General features: G+C 68.6%; 18 protein-coding genes, 1 rRNA gene and 1 riboswitch. Of the genes, 13 read left to right on the forward strand and 6 right to left on the reverse strand.

Annotated features, from left to right (window positions below):
• From rrf to ACWD5F_RS31570, 11 genes are all read left to right on the forward strand, one after another.
• Positions 1–95: ribosomal RNA gene (gene rrf / locus ACWD5F_RS31520) — 5S ribosomal RNA — on the forward strand; the annotation flags it as partial.
• Positions 96–202: 107 nt separating this feature from the next.
• Positions 203–811 (forward strand): CDP-alcohol phosphatidyltransferase family protein, encoded by a 609-nt coding sequence (locus ACWD5F_RS31525; protein WP_451259555.1) that lies wholly within the window; start codon positions 203–205, stop codon positions 809–811.
• Positions 812–923: 112 nt separating this feature from the next.
• Complete coding sequence (locus ACWD5F_RS31530) at positions 924–3,419, forward strand: sugar phosphate nucleotidyltransferase (RefSeq protein WP_124000478.1); 2,496 nt, start codon at positions 924–926, stop codon at positions 3,417–3,419.
• Between the two features lie 98 nt (positions 3,420–3,517).
• A complete protein-coding gene (locus ACWD5F_RS31535) occupies positions 3,518–4,432 on the forward strand; it encodes a DUF881 domain-containing protein (RefSeq protein WP_451259558.1) in 915 nt (304 codons plus the stop codon).
• Positions 4,429–4,761, forward strand: a complete 333-nt coding sequence (locus ACWD5F_RS31540) for a small basic family protein (RefSeq protein WP_003988855.1) — start codon at positions 4,429–4,431, stop codon at positions 4,759–4,761. Before ACWD5F_RS31535 ends, ACWD5F_RS31540 begins: the two co-directional genes overlap by 4 nt.
• Positions 4,762–4,766: 5 nt before the next feature.
• Complete coding sequence (locus ACWD5F_RS31545) at positions 4,767–5,630, forward strand: DUF881 domain-containing protein (RefSeq protein WP_451259560.1); 864 nt, start codon at positions 4,767–4,769, stop codon at positions 5,628–5,630.
• A 61-nt stretch (positions 5,631–5,691) separates the two neighbouring features.
• Entirely contained in the window at positions 5,692–6,597 is a 906-nt protein-coding gene (locus ACWD5F_RS31550; RefSeq protein WP_124000481.1) for an FHA domain-containing protein, read from the forward strand.
• A 19-nt stretch (positions 6,598–6,616) separates the two neighbouring features.
• A complete protein-coding gene (gene ftsR / locus ACWD5F_RS31555; protein WP_401725643.1) occupies positions 6,617–7,354 on the forward strand; it encodes a transcriptional regulator FtsR in 738 nt (245 codons plus the stop codon).
• A gap of 84 nt (positions 7,355–7,438) precedes the next feature.
• Positions 7,439–7,912 carry a bifunctional nuclease family protein gene (locus tag ACWD5F_RS31560; protein ID WP_004002801.1) on the forward strand — a complete coding sequence of 158 codons (474 nt, stop codon included), beginning with the start codon at positions 7,439–7,441 and terminating at the stop codon, positions 7,910–7,912.
• 215 nt (positions 7,913–8,127) lie between these two features.
• Entirely contained in the window at positions 8,128–8,811 is a 684-nt protein-coding gene (locus ACWD5F_RS31565) for a MerR family transcriptional regulator (RefSeq protein WP_401725645.1), read from the forward strand.
• A gap of 67 nt (positions 8,812–8,878) precedes the next feature.
• Positions 8,879–10,303, forward strand: a complete 1,425-nt coding sequence (locus ACWD5F_RS31570; RefSeq protein ID WP_451259562.1) for a DNA polymerase IV — start codon at positions 8,879–8,881, stop codon at positions 10,301–10,303.
• A 289-nt stretch (positions 10,304–10,592) separates the two neighbouring features.
• Here ACWD5F_RS31570 and ACWD5F_RS31575 read toward each other — a convergent pair whose 3' ends face one another.
• Positions 10,593–10,970: a PRC-barrel domain-containing protein gene (locus ACWD5F_RS31575; RefSeq protein ID WP_451259564.1), complete on the reverse strand. Its 378-nt coding sequence runs from the start codon at positions 10,968–10,970 to the stop codon at positions 10,593–10,595.
• 113 nt (positions 10,971–11,083) lie between these two features.
• Positions 11,084–11,179: riboswitch (glycine riboswitch) on the forward strand.
• Positions 11,180–11,355: 176 nt separating this feature from the next.
• Between ACWD5F_RS31575 and gcvP the strand changes: the two genes are divergently transcribed.
• Positions 11,356–14,241, forward strand: a complete 2,886-nt coding sequence (gene gcvP, locus ACWD5F_RS31580; RefSeq protein ID WP_451259566.1) for an aminomethyl-transferring glycine dehydrogenase — start codon at positions 11,356–11,358, stop codon at positions 14,239–14,241.
• A 65-nt stretch (positions 14,242–14,306) separates the two neighbouring features.
• Here gcvP and ACWD5F_RS31585 read toward each other — a convergent pair whose 3' ends face one another.
• The 5 genes from ACWD5F_RS31585 to ACWD5F_RS31605 form a co-directional block, all read right to left on the reverse strand.
• Positions 14,307–14,726: a TOBE domain-containing protein gene (locus ACWD5F_RS31585; RefSeq protein ID WP_451259568.1), complete on the reverse strand. Its 420-nt coding sequence runs from the start codon at positions 14,724–14,726 to the stop codon at positions 14,307–14,309.
• Positions 14,727–14,763: 37 nt separating this feature from the next.
• On the reverse strand, positions 14,764–15,948 hold the full coding sequence (locus tag ACWD5F_RS31590; protein ID WP_451259570.1) for an ABC transporter ATP-binding protein: 1,185 nt from the start codon (positions 15,946–15,948) through the stop codon (positions 14,764–14,766).
• A 91-nt stretch (positions 15,949–16,039) separates the two neighbouring features.
• Positions 16,040–16,900, reverse strand: a complete 861-nt coding sequence (modB, locus tag ACWD5F_RS31595; RefSeq protein ID WP_451259572.1) for a molybdate ABC transporter permease subunit — start codon at positions 16,898–16,900, stop codon at positions 16,040–16,042.
• Complete coding sequence (gene modA, locus ACWD5F_RS31600) at positions 16,897–17,724, reverse strand: molybdate ABC transporter substrate-binding protein (protein ID WP_401725665.1); 828 nt, start codon at positions 17,722–17,724, stop codon at positions 16,897–16,899. The genes modB and modA overlap by 4 nt, the downstream gene beginning before the upstream one ends.
• A gap of 180 nt (positions 17,725–17,904) precedes the next feature.
• Complete coding sequence (locus ACWD5F_RS31605) at positions 17,905–18,300, reverse strand: TOBE domain-containing protein (RefSeq protein ID WP_124000491.1); 396 nt, start codon at positions 18,298–18,300, stop codon at positions 17,905–17,907.
• Positions 18,301–18,408: 108 nt separating this feature from the next.
• On the opposite strand from ACWD5F_RS31605, the gene ACWD5F_RS31610 reads away from it, so the two are divergent.
• On the forward strand, positions 18,409–18,984 hold the full coding sequence (locus tag ACWD5F_RS31610; RefSeq protein ID WP_451260111.1) for a DUF1707 SHOCT-like domain-containing protein: 576 nt from the start codon (positions 18,409–18,411) through the stop codon (positions 18,982–18,984).
• The last annotated feature ends 18 nt before the right edge of the window (positions 18,985–19,002 follow it).

A 19,002-nucleotide genomic window follows, 5' to 3' on the forward strand; every position in this document is an offset into this window, starting at 1 on the left:
AAACGCCCGGTTACATTCCGAACCCGGAAGCTAAGCCTTACAGCGCCGATGGTACTGCAGGGGGGACCCTGTGGGAGAGTAGGACACCGCCGAACTCCTTTTATAGCTCCGGTTCTTGGGCACTAGCCCAAGAACCGGAGCTTTTTTGTGTTGAGGTAGGGTCAGGGGGCATCGTTGGAACGTTCCCACAGGAGGCCCCCGGGTGGAGGTCCAGGAGACCCGTGTCCAGACGGAACGGGTGCTCACCATCCCCAACATCCTCAGCATGGCGCGGCTCGCCGGTGTGCCGCTCTTCCTGTGGCTGATCCTGAGGCCCGAGTTCGGTGGTCCGCAGAGCGACGCCTGGGCCCTGCTGGTCCTGATGCTGAGCGGGATCAGCGACTATCTGGACGGCAAGCTGGCACGGCGTTGGAACCAGATCAGCAGCCTTGGCCGGCTGCTCGATCCCGCGGCCGACCGGCTCTACATTCTCTCGACTCTGGTCGGTCTCACCTGGCGTGAGATTCTGCCAATCTGGTTGACCGCCGCACTGCTGGCGCGCGAGTTGGTTCTCCTGGTGATGGTGGGCGTCCTCAGGCGGCACGGCTATCCGCCGCCGCAGGTGAACTTCCTGGGGAAGGCCGCCACCTTCAACCTGATGTACGCCTTCCCGTTGCTCCTGCTCAGTGACGGAAGTGGATGGATCTCGTCACTCGGTGCTATTTTCGGATGGGCGTTCGCAGGATGGGGTACAACGCTGTATTGGTGGGCAGGAGTCCTCTACGTGGTACAAGTCCGCCGTCTGATCCGTGCGGACACCATGGCCGACTGACCCCGTCGTTTGGTGCTGCTCGTCGCTCGATGGCCCCCGGCGGAAAAGTGCGGGACAATCTGACGGGTGAAGTCGGCTAGACCGTCGTCTCTTCGAGGAGGACGCTTCCGACATGAAGGCCGTCGTGATGGCCGGAGGTGAAGGCACACGCCTTCGCCCCATGACCTCAAGCATGCCCAAGCCACTCCTGCCAGTGGTCAACCGCCCGATCATGGAGCATGTGCTGAGGCTGCTCAAAAGGCACGGGCTGAACGAGACCGTCGTGACTGTCCAGTTCCTGGCGTCCCTGGTCAAGAACTACTTCGGTGACGGCGAAGAGCTCGGAATGGAGCTCTCCTATGCCAACGAGGAGAAGCCACTCGGTACCGCCGGAAGCGTCAAGAACGCGGAAGAAGCGTTGAAGGACGACGCCTTCGTCGTCATCTCCGGTGATGCCCTGACCGACTTCGACCTCACCGAGCTCATCAATTTCCACAAGGAAAAGGGTGCGCTCGTCACCGTGTGTCTGACTCGCGTGCCGAATCCACTGGAATTCGGAATCACGATCGTCGACGAAGAAGGCAAGGTCGAGCGCTTCCTGGAGAAGCCGACCTGGGGACAGGTCTTCTCCGACACCGTGAACACGGGCATCTACGTGATGGAGCCCGAAGTCTTCGACTATGTCGAGCCCGATGTCTCCGTCGACTGGTCCGGCGATGTCTTCCCGCAGTTGATGAAGGAAGGCAAGCCGATCTACGGCTATATCGCCGAGGGCTACTGGGAGGACGTGGGCACGCACGAGAGCTATGTGAAGGCCCAGGCCGATGTCCTTGAGGGCAAGGTCGACGTCGAGATCGACGGGTTCGAACTCTCCCCGGGCGTCTGGGTGGCCGAGGGTGCCGAGGTGCATCCCGATGCCGTTCTCCGCGGGCCGCTCTACATCGGTGACTACGCCAAGGTCGAGGCCGGTGCCGAAATCCGTGAGCACAGCGTCGTCGGCTCCAACGTCGTCGTGAAATCCGGGGCCTTTCTGCACAAGGCCGTCGTGCACGACAACGTCTACGTCGGGCAGCACAGCAATCTGCGTGGCTGTGTCATCGGAAAGAACACCGACATCATGCGGGCCGCGCGGATCGAGGACGGCGCGGTCATCGGTGACGAGTGCCTGATCGGCGAAGAATCGATCATTCAGGGGAATGTACGAGTCTACCCGTTCAAGACCATTGAGGCCGGCGCCTTCGTCAACACCTCCGTCATCTGGGAGTCCAGAGGACAGGCGCATCTCTTCGGGGCGCGCGGTGTCTCCGGAATCCTGAACGTGGAGATCACGCCCGAACTCGCCGTGCGTCTCGCCGGCGCCTACGCGACGACGTTGAAGAAGGGTTCGACCGTCACCACAGCACGCGATCACTCACGTGGTGCTCGTGCGCTCAAGCGGGCGGTCATTTCCGCGCTGCAGGCCAGCGCCATCGACGTACGCGACCTGGAGAACGTACCGCTGCCCGTGGCTCGGCAGCAGACCGCTCGGGGTAGCGCCGGCGGGATCATGATCCGGACCACTCCTGGAGTGCCGGATTCCGTGGACATCATGTTCTTCGACGGGCGGGGAGCCGACCTGTCGCAGGGCAGTCAGCGGAAGCTGGATCGGGTGTTCGCGCGGCAGGAGTACCGGCGCGCGTTCCCCGGTGAGATCGGGGACCTGTACTTTCCGGGCAGCGTCTTCGACTCGTACACGGGTTCGTTGCTGCGGAACGTCGACACCACCGGGGTCGCCGATTCCGGGCTGAAGGTCGTGGTCGACGCGTCGAACGGCAGCGCCGGGCTTGTACTGCCCAGCCTGCTCGGCAAGTTGGGTGTCGACTCGCTGACCATCAACCCAGGTCTGGATGAGTCCAGGCCCACGGAGACCGGTGATGTGCGGCGGTCGGGGCTGGTGCGGCTCGGTGAGATCGTCGCGTCCTCGCGGGCCGCGTTCGGGGTGCGCTTCGACCCCGTCGGTGAGCGGCTTTCGCTGGTCGACGAGAAGGGCCGGATCGTCGAGGACGACCGCGCGCTGCTCGTCATGCTCGACCTGGTGGCCGCGGAGCGGCGCAGTGGGCGGGTGGCGCTGCCGGTCACCACGACGAGGATCGCCGAGCAGGTGGGGGCGTACCACGGCACTCAGGTGGAGTGGACGACGACCTCGCCCGACGACCTGACCCGGGTGGGTCGTGACGAGACGACCATCTTCGGCGGCGACGGCAAGGGCGGCTTCATCGTCCCGGAGTTCAGCAGCGTCTTCGACGGTACGGCGGCTTTCGTACGGTTGATCGGGCTGGTGGCTCGGACGCAGCTCACGCTCAGCCAGATCGACGCGCGGATTCCGCGGGCGCATGTCCTGAAGCGGGATCTGGCGACTCCGTGGGCGGTCAAGGGACTTGTGATGCGCCGGGTCGTCGAGGCGGCCGGAGAGCGCTTCGTGGACACCACCGACGGCGTGCGTGTGGTGGAGACCGACGGGCGCTGGGTGATGGTGCTGCCGGACCCGGCCGAGGCGGTCACCCACCTGTGGGCCGAGGGGCCGGACGACGCGTCCGCCCAGGCCCTGCTCGACGAGTGGTCGGCGGTCGTGGACAGCGCCGGTCGCTGAAAGACGAAGCACGCGTGCGTGCCGGACAAGTGTCCTCAAGGGGGCCTGTCCGGCACGCCGGTGGGGCCATTCGGAGGTAGTGGCCACGACGTGCGACGATGTGCGGCATGCCGCAGCAGCCCCCCATTCGGAGGACACCCACGCGCCCTTCCCGGCCGGACGCGTCCATGTCGCTGCTCACCAACGTCATGGATCACAGCCTCGACGACGGCTATGCCGAGGCGGCCGACCGGAAGAAGGCCGCGGGGGCCGGCGGTATGCCCAAGACCCTCCGCGCCAGGCTCGGTCTCGCCGCCGGGCTGGTGCTCGCGGCGCTCGTCGTCACCGTGGGTGCGGCGCAGGCGCGCGTGGCGGCTCCCGTCGTCGCCAAGGAGCGCGAGGAACTGATCGACCGTATCGACCGTGAGACCGACGCGGCCGACAAGCTGGAGGGCTCCGTCGACAAGCTGCGCGACGACGTGGGCGACCGGCAGCGCGAGGCTCTCAAGAAGAGCGGCGGCGAGGACCAGTCGGAGCTCGTGGGCATCCTGTCGGGGGCCGTCGCCGTCCACGGCCCGGGTGTGAAGCTCGTCGTGAACGACGCCAAGGAAGCGACCACCGGTGGTGACGGCAACCCGCGGGAGACCAACGGTTTCTCCGACACCGGTCGGGTGCGCGACCGGGACATGCAGCGCGTGATCAACGGGCTGTGGGAGTCCGGGGCCGAGGCCGTCTCCATCAACGGACAGCGGCTGACGGCACTGTCGGCGATCAGGGCCGCGGGTGACGCGATACTGGTCGACAACAAGCCATTGGTTCCGCCGTATACGGTGCTCGCCGTGGGGGACGGAAAGCGGTTGAGCACCAGGTTCCAGAACAGTGCCGACGGGCTGTATCTGCATGCCCTTCAGGAGAACTACGGCATCAGGACCGCCATCTCCACCGAGGACGACGTCCGGTTGGCCGCCGCACCGAGCGTGATCGTACGTACCGCACAGCCGAACACCGAGAAAAATGAGAAGGGCACATCGTGATCGCCGTACTGGGCCTCGTCGTGGGAGTCGTGGCCGGCCTCTTGGTCCGGCCCGAGGTTCCGGCGGTCGTCGAGCCTTATCTGCCGATCGCCGTCGTGGCGGCGCTGGACGCCGTCTTCGGCGGTCTGCGGGCCATGCTCGACGGCATCTTCGACGACAAGGTCTTCGTGGTGTCGTTCCTGTCCAACGTGGTCGTGGCAGCGCTGATCGTGTTCCTGGGCGACAAGTTGGGCGTGGGAGCCCAGCTGTCGACCGGTGTCGTCGTCGTCCTGGGGATCCGCATCTTCTCGAACGCCGCGGCGATCCGTCGGCACGTCTTCCGGGCGTGAGGCCGATGAGCGAGAACGAAGAGACACCCGAGACAACGCCTGAGCACAGGTTGCGCAAGGAACTGCCCGAAGAGGTGCCCGCGACGGCCTCCGAGGCCGCGGAGTCCTCGAAGGCCGCGGAGACGCCCCCCGAGCCGGCGCCCGGCCTCACCGGGCGGCAGCGACTGGCGAAGGGCGTCTGGCCGCCGCGCGTCACCCGGGCCCAACTCATCGTCGCCGTCCTGCTGTTCGGGCTCGGCTTCGGGTTGGCCGTGCAGGTCGCCTCGAACAGCGACAGCGACAGTGCCCTGCGCGGAGCACGCCAGGAGGATCTCGTTCGCATCCTGGATGAACTGGACGACCGTACACAGCGTCTTGAGGACGAGAAGCAAGGACTGGAGAAGCAGCGCGACGAGCTGGAGAACAGCTCCGACCAGGCCGAGGAGGCCCGCAAGCAGACCGTCGAGAAAGAGGGGCAACTCGGCATTCTGGCGGGCACCGTGGCCGCGCAGGGTCCTGGCATCACGATGACCATCGACGACACGAAGGGAACGGTCGAGGCGGACATGCTGCTCGACGCGATCCAGGAGCTGCGCGCGGCCGGCGCGGAGGCGATCCAGGTGAACGGCGTACGAGTCGTCGCGGGCACCTACCTCACGGACTCCGACAAGAGCGTGAGCGTCGACGGGAACAAGATCAACGCGCCCTATCGTTTCAAGGTCATCGGCAAGCCGGAGGACCTGGAGCCGGCGCTCAACATCCCTGGAGGCGTGGTGCAGACTCTCGAGAAGGAGCAGGCCACCGTTACCGTCGAGCGGTCGACCAAGATCGTCGTGGACGCCTTGCGAGCGGCGAAGCAGCCTGACTACGCTCGGTCGTCCTCTCAGTGAACCGGCGGTGCATGGCGGCCGTCCGGCAGGGGCATGAGGTTGCGGGGGGTCGGCGCACCGAATGGGTGGTGCGTGGTGGAAACTGTCTGGTGGATACGGACGTTGTGAGGATGTCCGGGTCGGCCGGTGTATGCAATCAGGGTTCGTCCTGCCCCACGGGCGGGTCTGTTTCGGTCAAGGGGAATCGCCCGTGAAGTTGTTTGCGAAGTTGTTCGGCAAGAGCGCGCGAGAGGGTAGCGACAATGCGAACGCGACCGCTCGTCATCGCGCACAGCCAGACGCGGAAGGCGAGCGTCCGCTGTTCCGGGACCAGGTGGGCGGTCAGGGTGGTGACGTTCCCGGAGGTCAGGGCGCGCCGTCTGTTGACCCTGCGCAGTCCGGCGGCATAGGTTTCGGGCAGCCGTCAACCTCAAGTACGGGTGGAGGGTTTTCCCCTATGTCGGCCCTGGTGTGTACGAGGTGCGGCAACCGCAACGCGGAGAACAGTCGCTTCTGTTCCAACTGCGGCGCGCCGTTGCGGGGCGGTGCCGAGCGGCCGTCCGAGACGACTTCGACGATCTCCATCTCCGGTCTTGAGGCGTACGACGCCGAGGTGACCGGACAGACCCAGATCCCGGCGCTCTCTCCCGAGGCACAGGCCGCGGTGGACGCGCTGCCGCTGGGTTCCGCGCTCCTCGTGGTGCGCAGGGGGCCCAACTCGGGCAGTCGCTTCCTGCTGGACGGCGACCTGACCACGGCCGGGCGTCACCCGCAGAGCGACATCTTCCTGGACGACGTGACGGTCTCGCGTCGGCACGTGGAGTTCCGCCGCGCCGCGGACGGTTCGTTCACGGTGGCCGACGTGGGCAGTCTGAACGGCACGTACGTCAACCGCGAGCGGATCGACTCGGTCGCGCTGAACAACGGCGACGAGGTGCAGATCGGCAAGTACCGGCTGGTGTTCTACGCGAGCCAGCGAGGCTACTGACCCTCCACGGAGAAGGTCCATGCTTCATACACCGAGCGGCGGGGCCGGACACGGCGCCGCCGCCGCGGACAGTGGACTGATGAGCATCGGCACGGTGCTGAACGTGCTGCGCGACGAGTTCCCCGAAGTCACCATCTCCAAGATCCGTTTCCTGGAGTCGGAGGGGCTCATCGAGCCGCAGCGGACCCCCTCGGGGTATCGCAAGTTCAGCCCCGGTGACGTCGAGCGCCTCGGTCACGTCCTGAGGATGCAGCGGGACCACTATCTGCCGCTCAAGGTCATCCGGGAGCACCTGGACGCCATGGAGCGCGGTGAGGCCGTACTGCTGCCCGCGGTGGGGCGTCAGCGGGACGGCGAGACCGCCCTGGAGGTCCCCGAGGGCCCCACGGCGGCTCGGATCGGCCGGGACGAGCTGCTGGCGGCGGCCGGCATCGGGGAGCAGGAGCTCGAGGAGTGGGAGTCGTACGGGCTCGTCGGGCCGTTGCCGGACGGGGCGTACGACGCGGAGGCGGCCACCGTGGCCGTGCTCGTCGTGGAGCTGGGCCGGTTCGGGATCGAGCCGCGCCACCTTCGGGTGATGAAGGCGGCGGCCGATCGCGAGGCCGGGCTCGTGGACCAGGTGGTCGCCCCGCTGAAACGCCATCGCAATCCGCAGACCAGGGCCCACGCGGAGGCCCGTACGAAGGAGCTGGCGGCGCTCACCGTACGGCTGCACGCCGCGCTCGTGCAGACCGCGCTGGGCGTGCGCCTGCCCTGAGCCGGGCGCCACGCGGCGGCCGGATCATCCCCCCGTTCCCTGCCCGACTACCCAAACGTCCCGGGCACGTCCTAGGGTTGCTGTGTGAACGAGCTCGATGTCGTAGGTGTCCGGGTCGAAATGCCCTCCAACCAACCGATCGTGCTCCTGCGTGAAGTGGGAGGCGACCGTTACCTCCCCATCTGGATCGGGCCGGGCGAGGCTACGGCGATCGCCTTCGCCCAGCAGGGCATGGCCCCCGCACGACCGCTGACCCACGACCTGTTCAAGGACGTGCTGGAGGCCGTCGGCCAGGAGCTCACCGAAGTGCGCATCACCGACCTGCGCGAGGGCGTCTTCTACGCCGAACTGGTCTTCGCCAGCGGGGTCGAGGTGAGCGCGCGCCCGTCCGACGCCATAGCGCTGGCGCTGCGCACGGGCACGCCGATCTACGGCAGCGACGGGGTGCTGGACGACGCCGGCATCGCGATCCCGGACGAGCAGGAGGACGAGGTGGAGAAGTTCCGCGAGTTCCTCGACCAGATCTCACCCGAGGATTTCGGCACCAGCAGCCAGTGAGGCGCGGGGCGCGGAGAAAATGCCGGCATTTGCCGGAGGCCACTGCGAGCGTCCTGGGCCTTGCTCCGGGCACATTCGGCTAGCCTTTCCCCGCGGTTGGGTGCGGGAAACCACTCCTAGGGTGATTATCACCCGGCGTGCCGAGTGTGGCGATCGTTGACGCACCCCTGGTGACTGCCTACCGTCGTGAAGGCAGGTCAAGGACGGAGGTCGGCGTGAGAAGCAGCGGCGACGGTACGGCTGGGGGTGCCCCGGGACACGGTCTCGGGGAGAGCGGTCCGTACCCTCCCCCAAGCTCTCAACTGCGTTCGGGTTGGGGGGATCCCCATCACAGCAGCGCGCCCGGTCACGTCCCGCAGCGGCCGGCGGCCGTGCCGAGCAGCGGAGGGGCGGCGTCCATGGCGTCCGAGCAGATCGGCTACCGAGGTCCTACGGCCTGTGCGGCCGCCGGGATCACCTACCGCCAACTGGACTACTGGGCGCGCACCGGGCTCGTGGAGCCGAGCGTGCGGCCCGCGCACGGATCGGGCACGCAGCGGCTGTACAGCTTCCGGGACGTAGTCGTCCTGAAGATCGTCAAGCGGTTCCTGGACACCGGTGTGTCCCTTCAGAACATCCGCACCGCGGTCCAGCATCTGCGCGCGTGCGGGTTCCGCGATCTGGAGCGCATGACGCTGATGAGCGACGGCGCCACGGTCTACGAGTGCACCTCGCCGGACGAGGTCCACGCGCTGCTCCAGGGCGGCCAGGGCATCTTCGGGATCGCCGTCGGAGTGGTGTGGCGGGACGTCGAGAGCGCGCTCTCGCAGCTGCACGGCGAGCGCGTCGACACGGGCGAGACGCTGGTCGGCAACAATCCCGCGGACGAGCTGGCGCGGCGCCGGAACCGGGCCGTCTGAGCGGCTCGGGGCGGCACCCGGCGGTCGTACGGGTGCGTTGTCAGTGGCGTAGTGCAGCATCGGAGATGTGAGAAACGCGCCCACGATCCTGCATCTCGACATGGATGCCTTCTACGCCTCGGCGGAGCAGGCGTCCAAGCCGAGTCTGCGCGGGAAAGCCGTCGTGGTGGGCGGGCTCGGGCCGCGTGGGGTGGTCGCGACCGCCTCGTACGAGGCCCGGGTGTTCGGGGTCAGGTCGGCGATGCCGATGGCCCAGGCGCGGCGGCTCGCGCCGAACGCCGCGTATCTGGTGCCGCGCTTCGGGTTCTACCGGGCGATCAGTGAACAGGTGATGGGGCTCCTGCACCTGTTGTCGCCGCTGGTGGAGCCGCTGAGCCTGGACGAGGCGTTCGTGGACCTGGAGACCGACGGGGCGGCCTGGGACAGGGCGTCGGCGCGGCTGGTCGGGGAGAAGCTGCGCGCGGACATACGGGCGGTCACGGGGCTGACCGGGTCCGTGGGCCTGGCCGCGTCCAAGATGCTCGCCAAGATCGCCTCCGAGGAGGCCAAGCCGGACGGGCTGGTGCTCATCGAGCCGGGGACCGAGCGGGCGATGCTCGGGCCGATGCCGGTGCGGATCCTGCCGGGGGTGGGGCCGGCGACGGGGGACCATCTGCGGCGGGCCGGGATCACCACGGTCGATGATCTGGCCGAGGCCGGGGAGGACGAGTTGGTGCGGCTGTTGGGGAAGGCGCACGGGCACGGGCTCTACGCGATGGCGTTGGCGCGTGATGATCGGCCTGTCGTCGCTGAGCGGGAGACCAAGTCGGTGTCGGTCGAGGACACGTATGACGTGGACATTCATGACCGGGTGCGGGTGGGGTTGGAGGTGCAGCGGCTGGCGGATCGGTGTGTGGGGCGGTTGCGGTCGGCGGGGTTGTCCGGGCGGACCATCGTGTTGAAGGTGCGGCGGTACGACTTCTCGACGTTGACTCGGTCCGAGACCTTGCGGGGGCCTACGGATGATCCTGGGGTGGTGCGGGAGGCTGCCTTGCGGTTGTTGGAGGCCGTGGATACGACGGGTGGGGTGCGGTTGTTGGGGGTGGGGGTGAGTGGGCTTGCCGACTTCACGCAGGAGGATCTTTTTGCGCAGGCGGCGGAAGCGGGGACGGGGGCGGCGGTTGTTGGGGGTGGGATGGGTGCGGAGTACTCGGATGTGGAGGTTGAGGTGGGGGAGCGGGTGGGGGCGGATGCGGAGGCGGTTGAGGAGCAGGTGATTGTTGCTGCTGAGCGGCGGTGGCCTTCGGGGCATGATGTGCGGCATGCCGAATTTGGGCATGGGTGGGTGCAGGGGAGTGGGCTTGGGCGGGTGACTGTGCGGTTTGAGACGCCGGGGTCTGAGCCGGGGCGGGTGCGGACGTTTCGGGTCGATGACCTGGAGTTGGAGCCGGCGGATCCGTTGCCGTTGGTTTCGGGAGGTCCCGGGGTTTCCGTGGACGGCGTTCGGATGTGACTGTCAGTCGGAGCTGAGGCGGGTGGGTCGCGCGGCCCGGCGCTGGCGGGGTGCCGCCTGCGCCCACCCGTGCCGCCCCAGCGGCACGACTGCCCGCAGGCTGAGCGGGTTTGAGGGCGGGGCGCCGCGCGCCGCCGCCTGGCGCGAGGCTGGTGGGTGGGGCCGTCTGGCTGTGGGGTGGGTGGCGCCTCAGCGGCACGACTGCCCGCAGGCTAGGCGGGTGGGGGTGGATGGTGGCGTGGGACTGCTCGCGGGCTGAGCAAGTAGTGGGTAGGTGTCGGCAGACGGTTCAGGCGTCTGCGTCCTCTGTGCCTGCCAGCTTGCCGAAGTCTCTGTCTGGGAACTCTGGTGGGGGTGCTGTGTCGAGGCCGTAGTGGTGGTAGAGCTGGAGTTCTTGTTGGGGGGAGAGGTGGCGGCCCACGCCGAAGTCGGGGGCGTCTTTGATGAGGGCGCGTTCGAAGGGGACGTGGAGGGTGCCTTCGACCAGTTCGCTGGGTTCCAGGGGGACGAAGGCGTCGCGGGAGAAGAGGCCGGTGCGTATGGCGGCCCACTCCGGCACGCCGGTCGCGTCGTCGAGGTAGATCTCGTCGATCGTGCCGATCTTGGTGCCGTTGCGGTCGAACGCCTTGCGGCCGATCAGGTTGCGTGGATCGATGTCGGTCTGCACGGGGCCTCCACGTGGTCGCGACGCACTCGTAAACACTACAAAAGAGCACATTGGTGATGGTGGCCACTCGAAGGCCCGTGCGGTGTGCCCGCTGGTAGGCTGGCAGCGGCTGCTGACCCCGTGCGGGAGAGTCCTCCAGACATCATCGGAGGCGCCGAAGGAGCAAATCCTCCCCGGAATCTCTCAGGCCCACGTACCGCACGGACGAGGTCACTCTGGAAAGCAGGGCGGGTGTCGAAGGCCTCCGCTCTCACCGACGGTGAAAGTCGGGCCCCTTCGGGATGCCCGGTGAAGCTCTCAGGTTGAGATGACAGAGGGGGAGGCCGTCGGGGTACCCGTGCCGTGGTGCCCCTCGAAGGTCGTGACCGACCAGGAGGCCTCCGCAATGACCGCCCATCGCACTCCGCTCTCCGAGCTCGAAGCGGGAATCCCGTTCGAGCAGCGCCACATCGGGCCCGACCAGGAGGCGCGGGCCAAGATGCTCGCGCAGGTCGGCTACGGCTCGCTGGACGAGCTCACCGCCGCCGCGGTGCCGGATGTGATCAAGAACGCCGATGACCTGGACCTGCCCGGTGCGCGCACCGAGGCCGAGGTGCTGGCCGAGCTGCGGTCGCTCGCCGATCAGAACCAGGTTCTCGACTCCATGGTCGGCCTCGGGTACTACGGGACCTTCACGCCGCCCGTCATCCTGCGCAACGTGATGGAGAACCCGGCCTGGTACACGGCCTACACGCCGTACCAGCCGGAGATCTCACAGGGTCGGCTGGAAGCTCTGCTCAACTTCCAGACCATGGTTGCCGACTTGACCGGGCTGCCGACCTCCGGTGCCTCGCTGCTCGACGAGGGCACGGCCGCCGCCGAGGCCGTGGCGCTGTCCCGGCGGATGGGCAAGAACAAGAAGGGTCTGTTCCTGGTCGACGCGGACGCGTTGCCGCAGACCATCGCCGTGATCCAGACGCGGGCCGAGCCGGCCGGCGTGGAGGTCGTGGTCGCCGACCTCGCCGACGGCATCCCGGCCGAGGTCGCGGAGCGGGAGATCAACGGCGTTCTCGTCCAGTACCCCGGAGCCTCCGGTGTCGTACGGGACATCAAGCCGTTGATCGAGCAGGCGCACGGGCTCGGTGCGCTCGTCACCGTCGCCGCCGATCTGCTGGCGCTGACGCTGCTGAAGTCGCCCGGTGAGCTGGGGGCGGACATCGCCGTCGGTACGACGCAGCGGTTCGGTGTGCCGATGGGCTTCGGCGGGCCGCACGCGGGCTACATGGCCGTGCACGAGAGGTTCGCGCGCAGCCTGCCCGGGCGGCTCGTGGGTGTGTCCGTGGACGCCGACGGGCACAAGGCCTACCGGCTTGCGCTGCAGACGCGTGAGCAGCACATCCGGCGGGAGAAGGCCACCAGCAACATCTGTACCGCGCAGGTGCTGCTCGCCGTCATGGCCGGTATGTACGCCGTCTACCACGGGCCCGAGGGGCTGCGGGTGATCGCGCGGCGCACCCACCGGTACGCGACGATCTTGGCCGAGGGGCTCAGGGCCGGCGGGGTCGAGGTCGTGCACGGCACCTACTTCGACACGCTCACCGTGCGCGTGGAAGGGCGGGCCGCCGAGGTCGTCGCCGCCGCGCGGGACAACGGGGTCAACCTGTACCCGGTCGACGCCGATCACGTGTCGATCGCCTGTGACGAGACGACCGCGCGGGCCCAACTGCGTGCCGTGTGGGCCGCGTTCGGGGTCGCGGGGGACGTGGACGCGCTGGACGCGGTCGCCGGGGAGACGATTCCGCAGGCGCTGTTGCGGAGCGACGAGTTCCTGGTCCACCCCGTCTTCCAGGAGCACCGTTCCGAGACGGCGATGCTGCGCTACCTGCGCAAGCTGGCCGACCGTGACTACGCGCTCGACCGCGGCATGATCCCGCTGGGCTCCTGCACGATGAAGCTCAACGCCACCACGGAGATGGAGCCGGTCACCTGGCCCGAGTTCGGGCAGCTGCACCCCTTCGCGCCCGCCGAGCAGGCGCAGGGCTATCTGACGCTCATCCGTGAGCTGGAGGAGCGGCTCGCCGAGGTCACCGGGTACGACAAGGTGTCGCTGCAGCCCAACGCCGGGTCGCAGGGGGAGCTGGCCGGTCTGCTCGCCGTACGCGGATATCACCGTGCCAACGGGGACGAGCAGCGGACCGTGTGTCTGATTCCGTCGTCCGCGCACGGCACCAACGCCGCGAGTGCCGTGATGGCGGGCATGAAGGTCGTCGTCGTGAAGACCGCCGGGGACGGCGAGATCGACGTCGAGGATCTGCGGGCGAAGATCGAGCAGTACCGGGACGAGCTGTCGGTGCTGATGATCACGTACCCGTCCACGCACGGTGTGTTCGAGGAGCATGTCGCGGACATCTGTGCGCAGGTCCACGAGGTCGGTGGGCAGGTGTACGTCGATGGCGCCAACCTCAACGCCCTTGTGGGGCTTGCCAAGCCGGGGCACTTCGGCGGGGACGTCTCGCACCTGAATCTGCACAAGACGTTCTGCATTCCGCACGGTGGCGGCGGTCCGGGTGTCGGGCCGGTCGGTGTGCGCGAGCACCTCGCGCCGTACCTGCCGAACCACCCGTTGCAGCCGGCGGCCGGGCCCGAGACGGGTGTGGGGCCGATCTCGGCCGCGCCCTGGGGGTCGGCCGGCATTCTGCCGATCTCGTGGGCGTACGTCCGGCTCATGGGCGGCGAGGGGCTGAAGCGGGCCACGCAGGTGGCGGTGCTCAGCGCCAACTACATCGCCAAGCGCCTGGAGCCGCACTTCCCCGTGCTCTACACCGGGCCCGGCGGGCTGGTCGCGCACGAGTGCATCATCGATCTGCGGCCGCTGACCAAGGCGACCGGCGTGAGCGTCGACGATGTCGCCAAGCGGCTGATCGACTACGGGTTCCACGCGCCGACGATGTCCTTCCCGGTGGCCGGCACGCTGATGATCGAGCCGACGGAGTCCGAGGACCTGATCGAACTGGATCGGTTCTGCGAGGCGATGATCGCCATTCGCGCGGAGATCGAGAAGGTGGGGGCGGGGGAGTGGCCCGCCGACGACAACCCGCTGCGGAACGCTCCGCACACGGCGCGCGCGCTGGGCGGTGCGTGGGAGCACGCGTACACGCGCGAGGAGGCCGTGTTCCCGGGCGGGGTCTCGGTGGCCGACAAGTACTGGCCGCCGGTGCGGCGGATCGACCAGGCCTTCGGTGACCGCAACCTGGTGTGCTCCTGCCCGCCGTTGGACGCGTACGAGGACTGACAGCGCTGATCGGACGGAAGGGCTCCTGCCGGATGGATGTCGGCGGGAGCCCTTCTGTTTCCGCGTCAGGTCGTCGACAGGGAGACTTCCGTCGACTTGATCAACGCGACGGCCGGGTCGCCGGTCTTGAGGGCGAGGTCGTCCACGGCTTCGCGGGTGATGGCGGCGGTCAGGGCGCCGCCCTCGACGTCGAGCTTGACCGAGGCCATCGCCTCGCCGGTGGTGATCTCCGTGATCGTGCCGGGGAGTTGGTTGCGGATCGACAAGCCCTTGACCGGGCCGGTGGAGAGGGAGACCTCGGTCGATTTCACCAGGGCGCGGACGGGGGTGCCCGGGGCGAGGGAGAGGTCGGTGACGGCTTCGCGGGTGATCGCTGCGGTGAGGTTCTGGCCGCCGGTGAGGCGGATGCCAACGGTCGCCATCACCTCGCCGGGGGTGACGGTGGTGACGGTGCCGGGGAGCTGGTTGCGGATGCTGAGGGTCATGGCCATCACCGTAGGCCTTGTGGGGCCTTGTGGGGCTTTATGCCGGGTACGCGTGCGTCTGCGTCGCCTTGACCGTCGCCCAGACCGAGGCGCCGGGGTGCAGGTCGAGTTCGGCCGCGGCGACCGTGGTGAGGTCGGCGGCGAGGGGGAGTTCACCGGTGAGGTCCGCGCGGATCTGGTCGCCGTGGGTCTCCAGGCCGGCGACCTCGCAGTGCCAGAGGTTGCGGGCGCTGGTGGAGGTGGGGCGGGTGCGGTGGAGGGTGACGGCGCTGGGTGGGAAGGCGACGAAGGCCTCGCCGGTGAGGTGTTCCGCGGTGGTGATCTCCGGGCCCGTGGTGAGGGTGACCGTGTGGCCTTCGGCCTCGCCCTTGTAGAGGTTGAGGCCTACGAGTTGGGCGATGTAGTCCGTGCGGGGGTGGCGGGCGATGTCTGTGGGGGTGCCTTCCTGGACTACGCGGCCGTCCTCGATTACCACCAAGCGGTCGGCCAGGACCATGGCGTCCAAGGGGTCGTGGGTGACGAGGACCGCTACTGCCTCGAAGTCGGCCAGGTGGTGGCGGAGTTGGGTGCGGATGTCGAGGCGGGTGCGGGCGTCCAGGGCGGCGAGGGGTTCGTCCAGGAGGAGTAGGCGGGGGTTGGTGGCGAGGGCTCTTGCGAGGGCTACGCGTTGGGCCTGGCCGCCGGAGAGGTGGCGGGGTTTGGTGGTGGTGTGGGCCTTCAGACCCATGCGGGTCAGCCAGGTTGCTGCTTGGGCTCTGGCTTCTTTTTTTGTTGCGCCGTGGCAGCGGGGGCCGAAGGCGACGTTGTCCAGGGCCGTGAGGTGGGGGAAGAGGAGGTAGTCCTGGAATACGACGCCTACGGGGCGGGATTCGGGGGGTGTGCGGTGTAGGGGGGTGCCGTCGAGGTGGAGGTGGCCGGAGGTGAGGGGGGTGAGGCCGGCGAGGGTGCGTAGGGCGGTTGTTTTGCCTGCGCCGTTTGGGCCTAGGAGGGCTACTACGTCGCCGGGGGCGGCGGTGAGTTTGATGTCCAGGCGGAAGGTGTTGAGGTCTACGACGAGGTGGGCGTGCAGGCCGGGGGGCTGGTGCGGGTGCGTGGAGGGTGCCCGGCCTTCGGCCGGGAAAGAGTTCCCACCCGCACCACCCGTGCTGGTTTCGTTGTTGGGTGCGGGTGGCCCCTGTGGGGGCTTCGCGCCGTCGGCGGCTGCGGGAGGAGTGTTCGTCATCAGGCGGTCATCCAGCGGGTGTTCGTAGACGAGCCGTCATTCCAGTGAGCCTTCGCCTTCGACAGGCCGTCGCCGCTCCAACCCATCCCCCTCACGCCGGGCTCACCCACCGCTCCCGAAGTGCCGCCAGGACTGTGATCGAGACGGCGAGGAGGACCAGGCTCAGGGCGATGGCGGCTTCTGGGTTGTTCTGGAGGGCCAAGTAGACCGCCAGGGGCATCGTTTGGGTGCGGCCGGGGAAGTTGCCGGCGAAAGTGATCGTCGCTCCGAATTCGCCCAGCGCTCGGGCCCAGGCCAGGACCGCGCCGGCCGCGATGCCCGGGGCGATCAAGGGGAGGGTTACTCGGCGGAACGCCGTGAAGCGGGAGGCGCCCAAAGTCGTCGCCGCCTCCTCGTAGCGGGGGTCCGCCGCGCGCAACGTGCCTTCCACGCTGATCACCAGGAACGGCATCGCCACGAAAGTCTCCGCCACGATGACGCCCGTCGTCGTGAACGGGAGCGTGATGCCGAACCAGGAGTCGAGCCACTGGCCGACGATGCCGTTGCGGCCGAGGGCCAGGAGGAGGGCTACGCCGCCGACGACGGGGGGCAGGACCAGGGGGAGGGTCACCAAGGCTCGTACCAAGCCGCGGCCCGGGAACTCCGTGCGGGCCAGCAGCCAGGCCAGGGGGACGCCGATCACCAGGCTTGCCGCCGTCGCCGCTGTGGCGCAGAGGAGGGACAGGCGGAGTGCCTGCCATACCTCCGTGCTCGTGAGTTGGGTGGGGAGGGTGCTCCACGGGGCTCGGACCAGCAACGCGACCAGGGGGAGCAGGAGGAAGGCCAGGCCCAGGAGGGCGGGCAAGAGCAACGGGAGGGGGACGCCTCTGTTCATGCCCTTGCGGACACGCCTTCGCCGCGGGCCGGACTCCAGGGTCTCGGCCGCGGCGTCGGGCGTGTCGCTCGGGGTCACGGCTTGAGGAATCCGGCCTCGGTCAGCACCTTCTGGCCCTCGGCGGACTGCACCAGGGCGATGAAGGCCTTGGCCGCCGCCGCGTTGGGCGCGTCCTTGAGGAGGGTGATCGGGTAGTCGTTGATGGCGTCGGCCGACTCGGGGAAGTCCACGCCCTCCACCTTGTCACCCGCCGCCTTCACGTCCGTCTTGTAGACGACCGCGGCGTCGGCCTCCTTCAGGACCACCTTGTTGAGGGCGGACTTGACGTCCTCCTCGTAGGAGACCGGGGTGAGCTTCAACTTGCTGGCGTCCAGGGCCTTCTGGGCGGCCGCGCCGCAGGGCACCGTCTTGTCGCACAGGACGACCTTGAGGCCCGACTTGGTGAGGTCCTTGAGGGAGGCGACCTTGTCGGGGTTGCCCGGCAGGGTGGCGATCTCCAGCTGGTTGCGGACGAAGGTGGCGGGCGTGCCGACCCCGTCGCCCTTGTCCGTCACGATCGCCATCGTCTTGGGGCTGGCCGAGGCGAACACGTCGGCCGGGGCACCGCCCGTGATGCTCGCGGCGAGCGAGTCGCTGCCGCCGAAGCTGAAGGTGACCTTGGTGCCCGGGTGCTGCTTCTCGAACTCCTTGCCCAGGGCCGAGAAGCTCTCCTGCAGCGAGGCGGCGGCGAACACGGTGACCGTGCCGGACAGCTTCGGCGACGAGGACGTCGACGCCGAGGAGTCGGACTTGGCGGAGTCGGAGTCCGAGTCGGAGGAGCACGCGCTCAGGGCCAGCAGTGCGGCGGCTCCGGCACCTGCCACTTGCAGGGTCCGGCGGGTCCTGCGCGCGGAACGGGTCATCACGGGTCCACTCCCTCTGTCTTCTCGTGGAGGAACCCGTCGGGTGCCTCCCGTGCGCCGATCATACTGGCGCATTTGCGAGGCGTAAGTCTCCTGTCGCATCGCATGAGCTGGAGCGATGTCGGTGTGGGGTGGCATGTGCGTTCGTACGGGAACGATGTGCCGGGTGGGTCCGCTGTGTCACGTACGGTCGATGTGGACGTTTGTCGACTTGACCCGGGCCGTGGCCTCCATGCCCACCTCCAGGCCGAGGTCCTCGACGGCCTCGCGGGTCAGCAGCGAGACGAGGCGGTGCGGGCCGGCCTGGATCTCCACCTGGGCCGCCACGTCCCCGAGCTTGATCGCGGTGACGATCCCGGGGAAGGCGTTGCGCACGGAGGTGTGGGACGGGGCCTCCTCCTCGCCGTCCGCCTTCGCGAGTTCGACCGAGAAGGCCGCCAGGTCGCGCCCCTCGATGAGCCGGCGTCCGCTGTCGTCGCGGTGGGTGGTCACCCGGCCGGCGTCCGCCCAGCGGCGCGCGGTGTCGGGGCTCACGCCGAGCAGCCGCGCTGCCTGGCCGATTGTGTAGGACTGCATGCGGATCACGATAGGGCCGTGAACGCGCTTTGGCGGACGTGGGGTTGAGCGTCAGGTGTATCGCGATATAGCGTTAGTGGGGTGACTGTGATCGGAGCGGGTGAGGGTATGGGGGACGAGCTGCGGGCCTCGCACATGGACCGGGACCGGGTCGTGGACGTGCTGCGCGTCGCCGCCGGCGACGGTCGGCTGACCTCGGAGGAGCTCGACGAGCGCGTGGAGGCCGCCCTGACCGCCCGCACGCTGGGCGAGCTCGCCGTCCTGACGACGGATCTGCCGGCCGAGGCCCGGGCGGTCGTGCCCGAGGTGAAGGACGTCGTACGCATCGAGCAGCAGGGCGGATCCGTCCGGCGTGGGGACCGGTGGCTGGTTCCCCGGATGCTGGAGATCGAGTCCGCCTGGGGCGACGTGACGCTCGACTTCACCCAGGCCGTGATCACGCACGAGACCCTGCGCGTAGACCTCGACATGCGGGGCGGCACGCTGCGGCTGGTGACCCGGCCGGGGGTCGTGGTGGACACCGATTCCCTGGTGACCGAGTTCGCCAAGATCAAGGTGCGCGCGGCGGGGGACGCGGAGACTCCGGTCGAACTGCGGGTCGAGATCGGCGGGCGCAAGAGCTATGGCCGGGTGGTGGTAAGGCCGCAGCGGCGTGGGTTCGCCAGGCGGACTCCGGGGCCCTGACCGGCGTAGCGGAGCGGC

The sequence above is a fragment of the Streptomyces sp. NPDC002499 genome, from assembly GCF_053595415.1.

What these genes read in the sequence shown, in the direction of transcription:
- gcvP (WP_451259566.1), top strand. Translation starts at nt 11,356, where the DNA reads ATGACCGCCCATCGCACTCCGCTCTCCGAGCTCGAAGCGGGAATCCCG.
- ACWD5F_RS31535 (WP_451259558.1), top strand. Translation starts at nt 3,518, where the DNA reads ATGTGCGGCATGCCGCAGCAGCCCCCCATTCGGAGGACACCCACGCGC.
- ftsR (WP_401725643.1), top strand. Translation starts at nt 6,617, where the DNA reads ATGCTTCATACACCGAGCGGCGGGGCCGGACACGGCGCCGCCGCCGCG.
- ACWD5F_RS31545 (WP_451259560.1), top strand. Translation starts at nt 4,767, where the DNA reads ATGAGCGAGAACGAAGAGACACCCGAGACAACGCCTGAGCACAGGTTG.
- ACWD5F_RS31530 (WP_124000478.1), top strand. Translation starts at nt 924, where the DNA reads ATGAAGGCCGTCGTGATGGCCGGAGGTGAAGGCACACGCCTTCGCCCC.
- ACWD5F_RS31605 (WP_124000491.1), bottom strand. Translation starts at nt 18,300, where the DNA reads ATGCAGTCCTACACAATCGGCCAGGCAGCGCGGCTGCTCGGCGTGAGC.
- ACWD5F_RS31585 (WP_451259568.1), bottom strand. Translation starts at nt 14,726, where the DNA reads ATGACCCTCAGCATCCGCAACCAGCTCCCCGGCACCGTCACCACCGTC.
- ACWD5F_RS31590 (WP_451259570.1), bottom strand. Translation starts at nt 15,948, where the DNA reads ATGACGAACACTCCTCCCGCAGCCGCCGACGGCGCGAAGCCCCCACAG.
- ACWD5F_RS31610 (WP_451260111.1), top strand. Translation starts at nt 18,409, where the DNA reads ATGGGGGACGAGCTGCGGGCCTCGCACATGGACCGGGACCGGGTCGTG.
- ACWD5F_RS31550 (WP_124000481.1), top strand. Translation starts at nt 5,692, where the DNA reads ATGGGTGGTGCGTGGTGGAAACTGTCTGGTGGATACGGACGTTGTGAG.
- modA (WP_401725665.1), bottom strand. Translation starts at nt 17,724, where the DNA reads ATGACCCGTTCCGCGCGCAGGACCCGCCGGACCCTGCAAGTGGCAGGT.